At 71.3% G+C, this 15,162-nt stretch carries 14 protein-coding genes, 1 other RNA gene and 3 pseudogenes; 11 read left to right on the forward strand and 7 right to left on the reverse strand.

Annotated elements, in window-relative coordinates:
* Positions 1-86: 86 nt before the first annotated feature.
* The 3 genes from AOM46_RS03725 to AOM46_RS03735 are packed head-to-tail and all read left to right on the forward strand — an operon-like array spanning position 87 to position 2,844.
* Entirely contained in the window at positions 87-944 is an 858-nt protein-coding gene (locus AOM46_RS03725; protein WP_062205477.1) for a Nif3-like dinuclear metal center hexameric protein, read from the forward strand.
* A complete protein-coding gene (locus tag AOM46_RS03730; protein WP_199823924.1) occupies positions 941-1,684 on the forward strand; it encodes a zinc ribbon domain-containing protein in 744 nt (247 codons plus the stop codon). The genes AOM46_RS03725 and AOM46_RS03730 overlap by 4 nt, the downstream gene beginning before the upstream one ends.
* An 8-nt stretch (positions 1,685-1,692) precedes the next feature.
* Positions 1,693-2,844: a bifunctional RNase H/acid phosphatase gene (locus tag AOM46_RS03735; RefSeq protein WP_062206397.1), complete on the forward strand. Its 1,152-nt coding sequence runs from the start codon at positions 1,693-1,695 to the stop codon at positions 2,842-2,844.
* 6 nt (positions 2,845-2,850) lie between these two features.
* On the opposite strand, the gene yaaA is transcribed toward AOM46_RS03735, so the two are convergent.
* Positions 2,851-3,636 (reverse strand): peroxide stress protein YaaA, encoded by a 786-nt coding sequence (gene yaaA, locus AOM46_RS03740; RefSeq protein ID WP_062205480.1) that lies wholly within the window; start codon positions 3,634-3,636, stop codon positions 2,851-2,853.
* Positions 3,637-3,688: 52 nt separating this feature from the next.
* Between yaaA and rnpB the strand changes: the two genes are divergently transcribed.
* Positions 3,689-4,107: RNase P RNA component class A (gene rnpB / locus AOM46_RS03745), an RNA gene on the forward strand.
* A 495-nt stretch (positions 4,108-4,602) separates the two neighbouring features.
* On the opposite strand, the gene AOM46_RS03750 is transcribed toward rnpB, so the two are convergent.
* The 3 genes from AOM46_RS03750 to AOM46_RS03760 all read right to left on the reverse strand — a co-directional run bounded on the left by AOM46_RS03750 (position 4,603) and on the right by AOM46_RS03760 (position 8,224).
* On the reverse strand, positions 4,603-4,836 hold the full coding sequence (locus AOM46_RS03750) for a hypothetical protein (RefSeq protein ID WP_234313614.1): 234 nt from the start codon (positions 4,834-4,836) through the stop codon (positions 4,603-4,605).
* A 20-nt stretch (positions 4,837-4,856) separates the two neighbouring features.
* Positions 4,857-7,364 carry an ATP-binding protein gene (locus AOM46_RS03755; RefSeq protein WP_062205486.1) on the reverse strand — a complete coding sequence of 836 codons (2,508 nt, stop codon included), beginning with the start codon at positions 7,362-7,364 and terminating at the stop codon, positions 4,857-4,859.
* A gap of 140 nt (positions 7,365-7,504) precedes the next feature.
* Positions 7,505-8,224: a Crp/Fnr family transcriptional regulator gene (locus AOM46_RS03760; protein WP_199823912.1), complete on the reverse strand. Its 720-nt coding sequence runs from the start codon at positions 8,222-8,224 to the stop codon at positions 7,505-7,507.
* Between the two features lie 187 nt (positions 8,225-8,411).
* On the opposite strand from AOM46_RS03760, the gene AOM46_RS03765 reads away from it, so the two are divergent.
* From AOM46_RS03765 to AOM46_RS03775, 4 genes and pseudogenes are all read left to right on the forward strand, one after another.
* Positions 8,412-9,158, forward strand: a complete 747-nt coding sequence (locus AOM46_RS03765; protein WP_062205489.1) for a hypothetical protein — start codon at positions 8,412-8,414, stop codon at positions 9,156-9,158.
* A 30-nt stretch (positions 9,159-9,188) separates the two neighbouring features.
* Complete coding sequence (locus AOM46_RS03770) at positions 9,189-9,647, forward strand: hypothetical protein (RefSeq protein WP_062205491.1); 459 nt, start codon at positions 9,189-9,191, stop codon at positions 9,645-9,647.
* A pseudogene (locus AOM46_RS35795) lies at positions 9,553-9,946 on the forward strand (LGFP repeat-containing protein). The gene AOM46_RS03770 and the pseudogene AOM46_RS35795 overlap by 95 nt, the downstream one beginning before the upstream one ends.
* A gap of 69 nt (positions 9,947-10,015) precedes the next feature.
* Complete coding sequence (locus tag AOM46_RS03775; protein ID WP_062205494.1) at positions 10,016-10,438, forward strand: hypothetical protein; 423 nt, start codon at positions 10,016-10,018, stop codon at positions 10,436-10,438.
* A 99-nt stretch (positions 10,439-10,537) separates the two neighbouring features.
* Here the strand turns inward: AOM46_RS03775 and AOM46_RS35100 are convergent.
* Positions 10,538-10,934: pseudogene (locus AOM46_RS35100) on the reverse strand (alpha/beta hydrolase); the annotation flags it as partial.
* 236 nt (positions 10,935-11,170) lie between these two features.
* On the opposite strand from AOM46_RS35100, the gene AOM46_RS03780 reads away from it, so the two are divergent.
* Together AOM46_RS03780 and AOM46_RS03785 are read left to right on the forward strand one after the other, a co-directional pair.
* The gene (locus tag AOM46_RS03780; protein ID WP_062205497.1) at positions 11,171-12,511 is read left to right on the forward strand and encodes a PQQ-binding-like beta-propeller repeat protein; all 1,341 of its coding nucleotides are present in this window, start codon (positions 11,171-11,173) and stop codon (positions 12,509-12,511) included.
* A gap of 222 nt (positions 12,512-12,733) precedes the next feature.
* Positions 12,734-13,606, forward strand: a complete 873-nt coding sequence (locus AOM46_RS03785; RefSeq protein ID WP_062205500.1) for a C39 family peptidase — start codon at positions 12,734-12,736, stop codon at positions 13,604-13,606.
* Here AOM46_RS03785 and AOM46_RS33825 read toward each other — a convergent pair.
* The gene (locus AOM46_RS33825) at positions 13,564-13,890 is read right to left on the reverse strand and encodes a hypothetical protein (protein ID WP_158920228.1); all 327 of its coding nucleotides are present in this window, start codon (positions 13,888-13,890) and stop codon (positions 13,564-13,566) included. The two genes, AOM46_RS03785 and AOM46_RS33825, sit on opposite strands and share 43 nt — an antisense overlap.
* Before the next feature lie 79 nt (positions 13,891-13,969).
* Between AOM46_RS33825 and AOM46_RS35105 the strand changes: the two are divergent.
* Positions 13,970-14,128: pseudogene (locus AOM46_RS35105) on the forward strand (TetR family transcriptional regulator); the annotation flags it as partial.
* Between the two features lie 420 nt (positions 14,129-14,548).
* Here AOM46_RS35105 and AOM46_RS35110 read toward each other — a convergent pair.
* A complete protein-coding gene (locus AOM46_RS35110; RefSeq protein ID WP_078856429.1) occupies positions 14,549-15,064 on the reverse strand; it encodes a flavin reductase family protein in 516 nt (171 codons plus the stop codon).
* Positions 15,065-15,162: the final 98 nt, after the last annotated feature.

Below are 15,162 nucleotides of genomic sequence, written 5' to 3' on the forward strand. Positions count from 1 at the left end.
GCCGTCCACGCCCGCTGACCCGAAGGGCGCGGGGCCGACGTCCCGGGGACGGTTTCCCCCGGCCGCGAGGCAGGTAGCCTGGGCCCGTGCCCGTACTCTCCGATGTGATCACCACGCTCGACAGCCTATGGCCCCGCGCCTGGGCCGAGCAGTGGGATGCCGTGGGCCTGGTCTGCGGCGATCCGGGCGCCGAGGTCAGCCGGGTGCTGTTCGCGGTCGACCCGGTCCAGGAGGTCGCCGACGAGGCCGTCGCCATGGGCGCCCAACTCCTGGTCACCCACCACCCCCTCTATCTGCGCGGCACCACCACGGTCGCCGCCGACAGCTTCAAGGGCCGCGTGGTGCACACCCTGATCAAGCACGGCGTCGCGCTCCATGTCGCCCACACCAACGCCGACCGCGCCGATCCGGGCGTCTCCGACGCCCTCGCCGACGCCCTCGGGCTGCGCGTCACCGGCCCGCTGGTCCCCGCGCCCGACGATCCCACCGGGCGGCGCGGCCTGGGCCGACTGACCGAGCCGGCCGCCCCGTTGACGTTCGGCGCCCTCGCCGAGCTGGCCGCCGCCCGGCTGCCCCGCACCGCACAGGGCGTCCGCGCCGCCGGGGACCCGAACCGCCGGGTGCGCACGGTCGCCGTCTGCGGCGGCTCGGGCGACAGCCTGTTCGCCGAGGTGCGCGCCGCCGGCGTCGACGCCTTCCTCACCGCCGACCTGCGGCACCATCCGGCGTCCGAAGCACGCGAACACTCCCCGTTGGCCCTGCTCGACGCCGCCCACTGGGCCACCGAGTGGCCCTGGTGCCAGCTGGCGGCGGCCCAACTCGACGCCGCATCCGAGCGGCAGGGCTGGGGCCTGCGCACCGAGGTCTCGCGCCTGGTGACGGACCCCTGGACCGCCCAACTCCCCTCGTCCCTCCCTTCGTCCCCTTCAGGAGCCCCGAACTGAACGCCGAGCCCGCCGACCAGCTCCGCCTCCTCGACGTCCAGGCCCTGGACGTCCGGCTGACCCAGCTCGCCCACCGGCGCGACAACCTCCCCGAGCACGCGGAGATCCGCGCCGTGGAGAGCCAGCTCGTCCAGCAACGCGATCTGCTGGTGGCCGCCCAGACCGAGGAGAGCGACACCGCCAGGGAGCAGACCAAGGCCGAACAGGACGTCGACCAGGTCCGCCAGCGCGCCGCCAGGGACCAACAGCGGCTGGATTCGGGCCTGGTCACCAACCCCAAGGACCTGGCCAGCCTGCAGAGCGAGATCGCCTCGCTCGCCAAGCGCCAGGACGATCTGGAGACGATCGTCCTGGAGATCATGGAGCGGCACGAGACCGCCCAGACCCGCGCCAAGGAACTCGCCGTCCGGCTCGACGAGTTGCAGAGCCAGGCCGCCGAGATCGTGGCCCGCAGGGACGGCCTCACCCAGGAGATCGACGCCGAGGTCGCCACCGTCCGGGCCGACCGTTCCACCGCCGTCGCCGGCGTCCCGGCCGATCTGCTCAAGCTCTACGAGAAGCTGCGCGAGCAGCAGGGCGGCATCGGTGCCGCCCGGCTCTACCAACGCCGTTGCGAGGGCTGCCGGTTGGAGCTGAACATCACCGAGGTCAACGACGTCCGCGCCGCCCCCGCCAACGCCGTGGTGCGCTGCGAGAACTGCCGTCGCATCCTGGTGCGCACCCCCGAGTCCGGGCTGTGAGCCGTTCGATGACCCGCGCGTTGCTCGTCGAGGCCGACGGTGGTTCCCGGGGCAACCCGGGCCCCGCCGGCTACGGCGCGGTGGTGAAGGACGCCGACACCGGCCAGGTGCTCGCCGAGACCGCCGCCTATATCGGCACGGCGACCAACAACGTCGCCGAGTACCGGGGGCTGATCGCCGGCCTGCGCGCCGCGTACGCCCTGTCGCCCGAGGCGACGGTACGGGTGCGGATGGACTCCAAGCTGGTCGTCGAGCAGATGTCCGGCCGGTGGAAGATCAAACACCCGGACATGCGGCCGCTGGCCCTGGAGGCCCAGAAGATCTTCCCCAGCGGCGCCGTGCGGTTCGAGTGGATGCCGAGGGAACGCAACAAGCACGCCGACCGGCTCGCCAACGAGGCGATGGACGCCGGACGGCGCGGCGAGGAGTGGCAGCCCAGCGGGCCCCCCACCCTGGCGGAGCCTGCCGTCGCGGAGCCTTCTGCCGCGGAGTCCGCCGAGGTGGCGCGCGGCTGGGGCCCGAGCACCGGCACCCCCACCACGCTGCTGCTGCTCCGCCACGGCGAGACCCCGTTCACCGCCGAGAAACGCTTCTCCGGCAGCGGCGGGCCCGACCCCGAGCTGACCGACATCGGGCACGCGCAGGCCGCCTCGGCGGCCGGCGCGCTGGTCGGCGCCGGCATCGGCGCCGTCGTCAGCTCCCCGCTGCGCCGCTGCCGACAGACCGCCGAGGCGGTCGCCGGGCGCCTCGGCCTAGACGTCCGCATCGAAGAGGGCCTGCGCGAAACGGACTTCGGCAGCTGGGAGGGCCTTACCTTCGAGGAGATCCGACGGCGCCACCCGGCCGAGCTGACCGCCTGGCTCAGCGACGCGGACGCCACCCCCGTCGGCGGCGGCGAGAGCTTCGCCGCCGTCGCCCGCCGGGTGGCCGTCGCCCGGGACAAGACCCTGGCGCGCTACCCCGGCCGCACGGTGCTCGCGGTGACGCATGTCACCCCCGTCAAGACACTGATCCGGCTGGCGCTCGGCGCCCCGCCGTCCGCGATGTTCCGCATGGAGCTGTCGCCGGCGGCGCTCAGCGAGGTCGGCTACTACCCGGACGGCAACGCCACGGTGCGCCGCTTCAACGACACGGCGCACCTGGGGCGCCCGGCCCGCTGACCGGGCTCACACCTCGCTGACCACCACGTCCAGACGGTTCGGCGCGGCCTCGTCGCTCTCCACCCGGTAGCCCAGATCGCGCAGCGCGTCCGCCACCAGGCCCGCGCGGCGCGGCAACGGGCCGGCCTCCAACAGGTCACGCACCAGCCGGCCCTTGGTCGCCTTGTTGAAGTGGCTGACCACGGTGCGCTTCGGCACCCCGCCGACCAGCCGTTCCTGCAGCACCCGCACCGTGAGCGTGCGCTCGGCGACCTCACCCGTCGGCCGCCACAGCGCCGCATAGGCCGCCGACCGCAGATCCAACACCGGGCCGCCGCCGGCCACTTCGGGCAGCACCTCGGCCAGCGGGCCGCGCCAGTGCCCGGCCAACGCGCCGATCCCCGGCAGCCGCACCCCGGCCGAACAGCGGTACGCCGGAACACGGTCGCCGATCCGCAGCGCGCCCCAGAGACCGGAGAACACCACCAACGCGCCGGCCGCCCGCCGCTTCGCCGCCGCGCTCAACCCGGCCAGGTCCAACGCGTCGTACAGCACCCCGGTGTAGACGGCGCCGACCCGCCCGGTCGGCGCGCCCCGCAGCGCGGCGTTCCGCGCCACCTCCCCGACCTGCCCGGCGCTCAGCCCCAGCACCTCCCTGGCCTTCTCCGCATCGCCCGAACACAGCGCGACCAACTCGTCCAACACCCGCGCCCTGGCCCCGGTCAACCCGGGGAACGACAACGACTCCAACGCGACGGGACGACCCGTAAGCCCCCCGGCCTTGCCCTCGGAGGGCGGCAACAGCACCAACATGACCAGCAGCGTACGTCCTCGTCGGAGGGGGTATCGTGGTCCGCACGGCGGACGAGCCGGCCGGGCGGTCGCGTTGGGAATCTCCGGAGACCCACCGAGGAACGTCCGGGCTCCACAGGGCAGGGTGGTAGGTAACGCCTACCTGGGGTGACCCACGGGACAGTGCCACAGAAAACAAACCGCCGGGGCCGCGCGAGCGGCACCCGGTAAGGGTGAAACGGTGGTGTAAGAGACCACCAGCGCCCAGGGTGACCTGGGCGGCTCGGTAAACCCCACCCGGAGCAAGGTCAAGAAGGGGCCACACCTGTCTCACAGGCGCGGCCCCGCGTGAACGCCCGAGGGCTGCCCGCCCGAGTTCACGGGTAGACCGCTTGAGGGTGATGGCGACATCACCCCTAGATGGATGACCGCCACCTGGCGAGCCCCCGGGCCCACCAGACACAGAACCCGGCGTACAGGCCGCCTCGTCCGTCGCCTCTTCATCTTCCCTGGTCAGAGCCGGTGCGCTGGTCGCGCACCCGCCCCGGGGGCAGATCGGGGGCAACCCCTGAGGGGATCACCGCGTGGTGTGTGCCGTTGCCGCACTGGCAGAAGGAGGGCACCCCGAACAGATTCGCTGTGGAGTGGAGGTTCTCCGGGCACAGCTCCAGATCGGTGTGGGCACCTGTTTGACGAAGACAGGCGTTCCGTCGATCTCCAGCAGTGCGGTCCTGCCGCCGATGCCGGAGCAAATCGGCGGCGCGGCGTCCACGAGTTCGTGCGGCCTGCGATGACCGCACAGGCCAGCGAGGTGGAGATGGCCCCCTGGGCGGTCAGCCGGACACCGGGGGACATGTCGGGTTCTCCACCACCGCTCCAGCCCGAGACCCGCCTCCAGCACAGCCACTTCGGCGAGCGCCCGGGCAGGAGCCGTGCGCCACTCCTTCACGCCGAGGGTGGTCGTTGGTGAGGAGCGCTGATCGGTGTTCAGGACGACGGGGGGTGATGGATGTGCATGTCGCCGTTGGTGACGGCGTTGACCGTGCCGTGGTCCTGCGCCGTGTTGGTCTGCGTCGCCAGCGCGGGCTGGGGCTCGGGCGGGGATGTGGGGGCGGGCTGATGTGCCTCAACGTGATTCCAGTGGCCGGCGACGACCGGCCCGGACGCGTTACCGCCGATGCGGATGGTGAGTTCGTCGCCCGAACTTGATGATGTTGACATGATGTGACTCCCCGCTCGTCTCATGGCTGTTCCACTCTGGTCATGGTCGTGGTGCCGCAGCCGTCACACTCCCCGGCTCCCTCCGTCCACTCGATTTCACTCGTGAACTCGGCGGTCGCCCCTTCGTCGTCGACGACGATCGTCAAAGCGACCTCCCCGATCGCCTCCCCACATGGATCATCCAGATTGGCGAGTGGCTGCGTCCCCGTGTAGTAGCCGTCACTGCCGTGGTACTCCTGCGTGTAGTTCCTTCCGCACTCCGCATCGACGTATTGCACCTGGTAGGTGCCCGGTGCGGCCTCGATGAACTGGACCATACCGCCGTCGACTTCCCAGATGCCGGCGAGGTCGTTGGTCCACTCCGGTTCCTCGGGTGTCGGAGACGAGCCTGTATCCGGGCTCCACTCCGGCTCCTGGTGAGTCGGATATGAGCCCGTATCCGCGTTTTCGTTGTCCCAGGTCGCCGTGTCGCTGGCGTCGGACTGCGACGAGGAGTCCTCATCCCGGCTCGTGACCGAGTTGATGGTGTATCCGAGGCCGGCGACGAGCAGAGCGCCGATCGCCAGGGAAAGGAGGGAAGGAACGACGCTGATCGCGCCCGCGCCCGCGCCCGCGCCCGCGCCCGCCCCCGCCCCGGCGCCCGCTCCCGTCCCGGCCGTCGTGCCGCCGGACGAGGCGCTTGTAGAGCCGCCCCAGGAACCGCTGCCGCCATCGGGCAGATGTGCGGGCGCCGAGTCCGCGCCACCGGAGGACGGTGGAGATGCGCCGCCCCCCGCCGCGCCGTCGCTCGTGACGGCCGGTGCGTCGCCGTCCCACCGGGCGTTGTTGCCCCAGAGACTGTCGCCGCCCGTCGCCTCCGGCGGCGGGTCTGCTGAGCCGTGACCGTGAGGGTCGGGGAGAGCGCCGTGACCGGTCGGTTCGAAGCCGTTCTCCGCCATGTAGGAGTCGACATCGAAGTCGGGCTGCACGATGTCCACGTCGGGTGCCGATCCCTCGCCGAAGTCGGGCGGCGTGCCGGCGTTCGGGTCGGGAGGCGGAGTGCCGGTACCCGGGTCGGCAGTCGTGTTCGTGGCACTCCCGCCCTCTCCGGGACCCAGTTCGTACCCGAGCCAAGCCGACTGGGCCAGCAGCGCGGTGTACACGACCCGCCTGCCGATCAGCAGAGCCCGGATCGCCTCCTCGCGCAGGAAGAACGCCTCGGACCGCCGGTCCCCGGCGGCGCGCGACGCGAGCCAGCCGTGGCCTAGCAACCGGCCCCACACACCGAACCGCAGGGAACGGGCCAGCCCCGGCGACGTGGCTCGCGCGAGCACCACCACCAGGTCCGGCCGGCCGGCCGCCTCGGCCAGCTCGGCCACCCGCTCCAGCACCTGGCCGTGCTCCGCCAGATCCGCCGGAGTGGTCGTGCGCTGGGACGCCCACCACGTGAAGTGCTCACACATCCGCTCGACCGAAAACGGGGCGGCGAATCGCTGGCGCAGCGTCCGCACCGTGTCCGCGACCGAGCTGTAGCCGTGTTCCCCGTCCTGGGCCAAACCCAGCCGCACGAGCCGGTCACCCACCGCCTCCGCCTCCGCCGGGGCCACCTCCGCGAGTGCCGCAAGACGGGCGGCCGCGATCTCCGCTCCGTCGAGGGTGGCCAGCAGGTGCAGCACCGTCATGGTCGCCTCGTCCGACGCCAGTTGGTCGAGCAGCGTCGGGAGCAACGCGGCGACCTCGCCCGGGCGGGGCAGCCTGCCTCCGCTCGCCGTGCCGGTACATGCCACCGCCGCCGCCCGTAGCAGCAACAGCGGGAGACCGGCCGCGACATGGCACAGGGCGTCGGCCGCGCCGCTCTCCTCCTCCAGCAGTGGGCGGTTCACCGTCCTGGCCAGCAGCTCGAAGCAGGCGGTGGGCGTCAGGCCCTCCAGCTCCAGCGCCGTGCCGTCGCCCCACAGCGATCGATCGGTGCCGGCGATGACGAAGGTCGCGTCCGGAGCCGTGTCCCACAGTTCCGACAACTGGTCGGCCGCCAGGGCGACATCGTCCAGGTACACCGTCACCCGCACCCCGGTCATCAGCCGCCGCAGCTCGGACCTGGTCGGCGCGTAGTCGGGCGCCTCGTAGCACGCCTCGAAGAGGGCTTGGGCGATGTCCCCGACGTCACGATGGGTGCCGCCCAGGAAGACCACCCCGTCGTCGCCGGGCGGCAGGACGCGTGCCGCGTGCCGCAGCAGTGTGGTCTTGCCGATTCCGGAAGGCCCCCATAACTGCACCGGGCCGCCCGCGCGGACGGCAGCCGCCAGGGCGTGCGTCGCGTTCTCCCGGCCGACGGGCTCCTGTAGACGCCGGGGCAGCAGGGAGATGTGCTGCCTGCGCTGCGGACGGGGCCGCTCGGGGCCCATCTGCACGGTCACCTGGGAGCCGTCCCGCGAGTTGACGATCAGATTGTGATTGCCCGCCACCACGGGGCCGGTGGCATTGCCGGTGATGGTGACCTGGTGCGCGGTACCCGGGCCGGTGGGCGCCGAGGCGTGGTCATCCGACATGGAATCCTCCTCTGTCTTCGGCGTGGGTTCGCGATGTTCCCGTCCTTCGGGAGGCACCGGGAGCCACCGACGCTAGTGACGTACGCGAGTCGGGAAACCGTCGTAGGACGGCTTTCCTCCGCTTCCTTCCTGAGTTCGCGCTAGTCGAAGGCGAGTCTGCGCAGTTCCGGGAGGTTCTCGATCCGGAACGTGCGGTAGCCGGTGGAGACCACGCCCTCCGTCCGGAGCCTGCGCAGTGCCTTCTGCACTGTGGGCTCTGCGGTGCCGGCGAGGGTGGCCAGTTCGGGCTGGGTGATGGGCCAGCGGATGACCGCTCGCGCACCGGCGCGTTCTCCGTACGTCATGGTGATCTGGTAGAGCACCCGGGCGAGCCGGGTCGGCGCGTCGCAGCCGGTAAAGTCGATGCGCTGGGTGGTCGCGACCCGCAGCTTCGAGATGATGGACTCGTTGACCGCCTGCGCGATCCCCGGGTCGTGCCGCGTGCAGTTGAGGAAGTCGCCACGGGAGACGACCCGGGTGACGACCTGTCCACACGTCGTCACCGTCGCTGCACGGGGGCGCCCGTCGACCGCGGCGAATTCGCCGACCAGATCGCCGCCCATCCGGACGGCCAGCAGCGCGTCCCTGTGGTCGTGGGTGCGCCCGGTCACCTTGATCACGCCGTCCAACAGGATCAGGACGAACGTGGTCTCCTCCGCTTCGCGCATCAGCACGCGGCCGGGCGGGTAGCGCGCGAGGGCGCCCAGGGTGAGCAACCGGTCGCGCGCCGCTGCCGGGAGCGCGCCGAGCAGACTCTCCACCGGCCACGCCCACGCCTCGCGCGGCCGCCCCCCAGCCCGCCCGTTCACAGCATTCGTCACGGCATCAGTGTGTGGCTCCCGCGACCTGCTGTCACTGTGTCCCCACGGATTGGAGCGTGGAAAAGTTCGGCGGATTCCGTACTGGTACGGGATGTCCGCCGCACAGCCGGTACACAGTAGGGGATGTACGGAAGGGGGACGTCGGTGCGGTGTGCCCTATCGGCTTGTCACCTGCTGGGAGGGATGCATGGACGAGGTGTCGGAGTACCGGGCGATGCTGGCCGTCGACATCGAGAGGTCGGGAGGCAGGGGTGATGTGGCGCTGCTGCGTATCCGCGAGGTCCTGCTGTCGGCGCTTCGGGAGGCCTTGGAGGAGAGCGGCATCGACCGGGGTGAGTGCCGCTTCCACGACCTCGGGGACGGGGTGCGGGTCATCGCCCCGGCGAGTCTGTCGAAGGCCAGGCTGATTCATCCGCTGATCCATGAGCTGACTATCCGGTTGCGCGCGCACAACCGGACGGCCGCCCCGTCGACGCGGATCCGCGTCAGAGTGGCGATGCACGCGGGCGACCTCTGGTTCGGACGGACCGGTACCGTCGTCGGCGGGCCGCTGGAGGTGCTGGCGCGGCTGCTCGACGCCCCAGCGGCGCGCGAGGCTCTGGCGGGAGCGGCGGACACGATTCCCCTCTCGCTTCTCGTCTCGCAGCACTACTACGACGAGACGGTGCGGCACAGCTATCCGGGCATGGATCCCGACACGTTCCGACGGGTCGCGGTCTCGGTGAAGGAGTACGAGGCGGACGCCTGGCTCCACCTGCCCGGTGCCCCGCTCCAGCCGCCTGACCCCACCCAGGGCGGGGTGGCCTCGAAGGGATCCACAGACTCGCCAGCGGGAGAACGTACCGCCGGCTCCTCGCAGATGGTCAACAAGGTGTCGGGACACGGCGTGGCGTACGCCACGCAGAACGGGTCCCAGCACATTCACCACCACTGACGCCCGGTCAGCGGCAGAAGGAAGTTTCCTGTGGAGGACGAACTGGAGGCGCTAGCCGGAGCGGGAGCCGCGGCCCTGGTCGCGGCGATGGCGACCGAGCTGTGGCAGTCCGCACGCGGCGGCGTCCTCGCGCTGTTCGGCCGTGCCGGCCGCCGGCGGCGGGCCGAGGTCGCGGACCGCCTCGACGACCACGCCGCCCTGGTAGCGGCCGCCGCCGCTCCCGACGACACGCGGCGGGCACTCGCCGGCTCCTGGGCGCGGGAGCTGGAAGCCCTGCTCGGCCGGGAAGCGGCCTGCCGGGAGCCGCTCGCCCGCCTGGTGGAGAACCTACGGGGTGCGCTGCCGGAACGCGGCGGCGCAGTGTCCCCGCGCCTGGACCAGATCAACACCGTCCATGGCTCGGGCATGGTCTTCGCCGTGCAGGGCGGCGACCAGTCCGTGCGGTGGCCGCCGAGCGCCACCGGACCATCATCCGGCCCGGAGGAGTAGGCACCGGGCCGGATGCCATCCGCCCCGGAGTATCAGCGGAGTGGATTCCCCGGTCGGCTGCCCGACATCTGAGGAACCGACCACCCGGAGCGACTGCGGAAGGTTCACCACATTCCAGGGTGGGGCCATCTACTGGACCTCACCCCGTCGGGGGCGCGATCCGCGACAGGTGGGGTGCCCTGGGCAGGGAGGAGAGCCAGCTGGGCTTCCCCGTCGGTGACGAACTGACTGACCGTGACGGAGTGGGAGAGAGAAAACAGTTCATCACCAGCCTTGAGATGGGGCCCTCGCTTTACTGACCGGCGCCAGCTTCGATCAAGTTCGGGCAGCCCACAAGGCCGACATTGTTGCACTCAAAGGGGGATGGGATGAGCGAGTCGAGCAACGACAACGAGGGCATAGGCATCCTGATCGTACTTGGCATGACAGCCGGCCTGTCCTTGGTCTGGGCTCATATCATCAAGGACCAGGCACAGCTGATGACTTGGGGCGCACTCGTGATGGCCGGAATCACCGGCCTCATCGCTGGGCACTACAGCAACCACAGCCAGTCGGTCGCCGTCACCTGCGCCTTGGCCACCCCGCTCGGCACCTACCTCGGCACGCTCCTCGGCCTCTGCATGATCGGCGTCGCTCCGTACGGAGGTGACTTCAGCGATGCCTGGCGCGTCTTCACCAGCGACATGAGCGAGGCGGCGCGCCTGTTCGAAACCGGGGCCCAGGACCGCGACTGGCTCCTCCTGTTCCTGTCGGCGCTGGTGGGGTACGGAGCGGCGGTGCTGGACGATTGACCTGGGGCGGTCCCATGCACCTGGAACCGGTTTTCCGCCCACGCTGTTCAGACCCGGCACCTCTCTCCCCGCTCAGACACTCGACAGAATCGGCTTCCGCTCGTCGTCCCACTGCGGCGGAACGGTGACCGGCGGGCCTCCTCGAACATGCGCGAGGCACGCGACTCCCGGCGCAGAGGGCGGCGGCCACGATGCGGGGTTCGGCCACCGCGAGGCGGACGCCGATGGAGATCACTCCGCCCGAGTACCCGACCGGGCGGCCGCTCCCGGGCAGCTCGATGGTGGCGGTGGCGAAGCCGTCCGCCGCCGCGCGCCCGGCCTGCGCCACCAGTCGGGGGCATATTGAGCGCGGTCCGAGCGGGGGATGGCCGAGCATGATCAGGGGCGTCGGGGCGGACGTGGATGCGGGTGTCCACAGGATGCCGGGTATTCCATCGAGGGTGAACTCGCGCTCGTGGAGGCCGTCGTCGAGTCGCTGTTCGGAAGTGAAGCGCATGGTCAGCTCTTTCGGGAGCACTCAGGAACGGCGCTCCCGGACGGCCTATCGCCCGACCGCGACCCCGGGGGAGAGTACCCATGTCGACACTGCGTTCACGGGTACCACCTCCTCGTTCTCCAACATGGCCTTCGAAAAAACAGCACCGGCGGGCCATCCCACCCCGCACCCGGAACCGGCGCGGGGTGGGGGACGTCGGTAGGCACAGGGAGAGCAGGGGAGTCGGGGGGAGCACGATGGGAAGCGGACGGCGGGTCGTGGTGTGGGGAATCGGGGGCGCGGCGCTGCTGGCGTTGCTGGCCACGGTGTTGGTGGTGGTGCTGGTGGGCGGCGACGACGGGCCCGAGGAGGTGTGGCGGGCGGAGAACGTGGCGAACGGCGGCGGTGAGCCGGATGTGGCGCTGTGGGTCCACGACGGGGTGGTCACCCGCGTCGGCCCCAACGCCGGCGAGGACGTCACCGGGTATGACGCGGCCGACGGCACCGCGCTCTGGGGCATTCCGGCGCCCGAGGGGGCGAACGGCCCCTGCGCGGCCAGCGAGCGCACCAACGCCGAGGGGATCGGCGCCGTTCTGTACCAGTCCCGCGAGGTGGACGGCTGCCTGGTGCTGGGGGTGATCGACACACGCTCCGGCGAACTGCTGTGGTCGCGCGACCTCAGCGCTCTCGAACCCTTTGTGTCGACCGGCACCGTCACGGCGACGGTCGGCCAGGACACGCTCACCGTCAACCTCTCTCCCGCCAACGTCCCCGAGGCGTTTCAGCGTTTCGACCTGGCCGGCGGCGAGCCCCTGCCCGTGCCCACGGCCGACGACGGCTGTGCCGGTGGCTGGACCCCGGTGACCATCGACCACGCCGACGAGCGCATCGTCACGCTGGACCACTGCCCGGGGCCGTCGGGCGAACCGTCGGCGGAGCAGCGCTTCGCGACGCATGTGTATGACGCGGCGACGGGCGGGTTGCTGTGGACCCGCTTCATGCCGGATCCCGGGACCGGCGTGAGCGATGTCCGGTTCGGCGAGCCGGGGGCCCCGATGATCGTCGTGGAGAACGGGAAGTTGGTGGCGTACACGGACGCCGGGGAGGAGCTGTGGCGGCTGGACGCGGACGAGGCGAGCCTCGCCGCGCGGGCTGTGGCGGACGGGGTGCTGATCACCGAGCGGCTGACGGAGGACTCCTCGGAACAGTCGGAACAGGTGGTCTTCGAGGGGTACGCCCTGGACAGCGGCGAACGGCTGTGGAGCGGCGAGTTCCCGGCGCTGACAAGCTTCCTCGCGGCCGATGACGCCGATGACGCCGATGACGCCGATGACGCCGATGACGCCGATGACGCCGATGACGCGGACGGCGCGGGCGGCGTCGCCCTGTTGGGCTCGTACTTCTACCAGCGGGGAGACGGCGGACAGTTGACCCTGAGCTGGCTCGACCTGGCGGATGGCACGGGCAGCGAGATCGGGACGGTGCCCTTCCCGTTGGAGCGCTCGCTGATCGAATCCGGCGCGGCCCTCGACGCCGACCACCTCTATCTCACCGGAACACTGGAGCAGGAGTCCCGACTCCGCGCGTTCGCCCGCTAGAACGGGTCCGTGACGGGGGGCTCCGTGGCGGCCGGTGCGAGACGGTTGTCCGCGTGTCCGCGTGTCCGCGTGTCCGCGTGTCCGCGTGTCCGCGTCGGCGCCGGGTACCGGTTCTGTCCCCTGTCGAGTCGAGTCGAAGTCGCTCTCGGTCAACGACAGTTGCGGTCTACGCGGCTAGAATCCCCCTGTCTGTGTCATGTCCACAGCGAAGGGATTTCCGGGATGAGATCGAGGATCGCGGCTACGGCCGTCAGGTTATTGCTGGTGCTCGCGGTGGTGCTGGGTGTGGGGGTGGGCACGGCGGGGGTGGCCGCCGCGGCGCCGGCGACCGTGGGGAACACCGACGGGGACGGGCTGACCATTCGGTCGGCGCCCACCACGTCGAGCGCGGGGCTCGGGCTGGTGTGGGACGGGCAGGCGGTCGACATCTCCTGTCAGGCCGTGGGGCAGTCGGTGACCAACACCCGTGGGTTCACCAGCAATCTGTGGGACTACGTGCCCGCGCTCGGCGGCTATCTCGCCGACGCGTACATGGCCACCGGGCACGACTACCGCATCCCCGGCGTTCCGGACTGCGGTGGCTCGTCGGGGCAGTACGTGCCGGTGTCGCAGTTCCAGGGGCAGCCGAACCAGGGCGAGGACTGCGGTCCGACCAGCGTGGTGACCGCGCTGCTCGCCGCCGGGGTGACGCCGAGGTCGTGGAACGCGTCCAACCCGGTGCTGGCGATCAACCGGGCGCGTTCGGACATGGGTTACGACCCGACGTGGAACGATCCGAACAAGTTCGGCACCAACGAGACCGATGTGCGTAACGCGCTCGCCGCCAACGGCGTTTCGGCGACGGTGGTGTTCAACGATATCGACCGGGTGCTGTCCCATGTGCGCTCGGGCCGGCCGGTGGTGTTGGCCGGGAACATGAAGGATCTGCCGTGGTCGGGGCAGTCCGTGCCGCACTTCCTGACCGTCGCCGGCTACGAGGGCGGCCAGTACCTGGTGCTCGACCCCGCCTCGGACACGGTCGTGTACCGGACGTCGGCCGCGGTCCTCACCGCCTACTGGAACAACGAACTCGGCCGCGCCGGCGTCATGTTGTGACCCGCTGAGCGGCCGGACGGCCGGACGGCCGGACGGTCGGGCGCGGGCGTCGACCGTGGTCCGGTGTCGGTGGGGGTCGCCAGCTGGTCGAGTCGGGGGCGGGCGTCGGCCGGGTTCTCGTGGTCGGGGAGTTCGAGGAGAACGCGGTCGACGCCGGCCTCGCGGTGGGAGTCCACGGCTTCCGGCGTCCCGTCGTAGAGGGTCACGTTCACGGTCCGGCCGGCGAGTTGTTCGGTTTGAACAGGGCCGACGCCATGGCTGAGCAGTCGGTCCAGGACGGCCACGCTGCGGTAAGTGCCGGCCGTATGACACTTGTTGACGGGGTGTTAACGTGACGCGGTGACGGAGAGCGGGGGCGTGCCCATGCGCGCGGATGCCCGGCGCAATCGGGCCGCCATCGTGGCGGCGGCCCGCGCGGCGGTGGCCGAGGGGAACGACGAGGTCCCGCTGGAGCGGATCGCCGTACGGGCGCGGGTCACCGCGCGCACCCTGTTCCGGCACTTCCCCACCAGGGACGATCTGCTGGCCGCCGTGCTGGAGGACTACTTCGCCGAGCGGGTGGAGCCGGTGCTGCTGCGGGCCGCCGCCGACCCCGATCCGCACCGCGCGATGGTGACCGTGTTGACGGAGAGCACCACCGCGTTTGTCGCACAGCCCGGGATGCTCGCGCTGGTCAGCGGGGGTGCGCTGACGGGGGGCATCACCAACCGCTACCGGCGGCCGCTGGCCGGGATCCTCTCCCGGGCGCGGCAGGCCGGCGTGGTGCGGGCCGACCTCACGCCGGAGGATTTCCCCTGTCTGGTCACCATGTTGGTGGCCGGCGCGCGGCAGGCCCCCGGCGGCTGGTCGCGTTATCTGGCGCTGATCCTCGACAGCCTCTCCCCCGAGGCGGCCAGGACGCCGCTGCCCCCGGCGGAGAAGCGAGCCCGCGCGCCGGGGAGTTCAGATGGCGGTGTGGGGGCCGAGGCGGTGGTAGGTGCGGTCGTGGAAGACGAGGGGGGTGGTTTGTGGTTGGGCGTTGCTGGTGAGGGCGAGGAGGGAGATGAGGTAGCTGGCGCCGACGGGGGTGCGTTCGATGATGCGGGCGCGTATCCAGGCGTGTGCGCCGGTGATGATGGGTTCGCCGGTGGGGAGGGTGGTCCAGCCGCCGGTTGAGAAGCGGTCGATGCCGCTGGTGGCGAAGCGGGCGGCGATGTCGTCCTGTTGGCCGGAGAGGAGGTTGACGGTGAGGGTGTCGGCGGTTGCGATGGCGGGGGCGCTGGACGAGGTGGCGGCGAGGGAGAAGGCAAGGAGGGGTGGTTCGGCGGATACGGAGATGACCGAGGTGGCGGTGAACCCGACCGGCCGGCCGTTGTGCACGGTGGCGATCACCGCGACCCCCGCCGGGTGCCGGCGGAAGACGGACTTGTAGGCGTCGACGGTCAGGCAGTCCTCTCCGACCCGTTCGGCCGAGGTCATCGGGGGCCTCCCAACGGGTGGTTCGGGGCGGTGGTGGCGGCGGACACGGGGTACTTCCTTTCGGCGGTGGGGAGTTGGGGGCTGGTTCGGGGGCGCTG

Source organism: Streptomyces sp. NBRC 109706, assembly GCF_000974485.1.
In the GTDB taxonomy this organism is placed as follows: domain Bacteria; phylum Actinomycetota; class Actinomycetes; order Streptomycetales; family Streptomycetaceae; genus Streptomyces.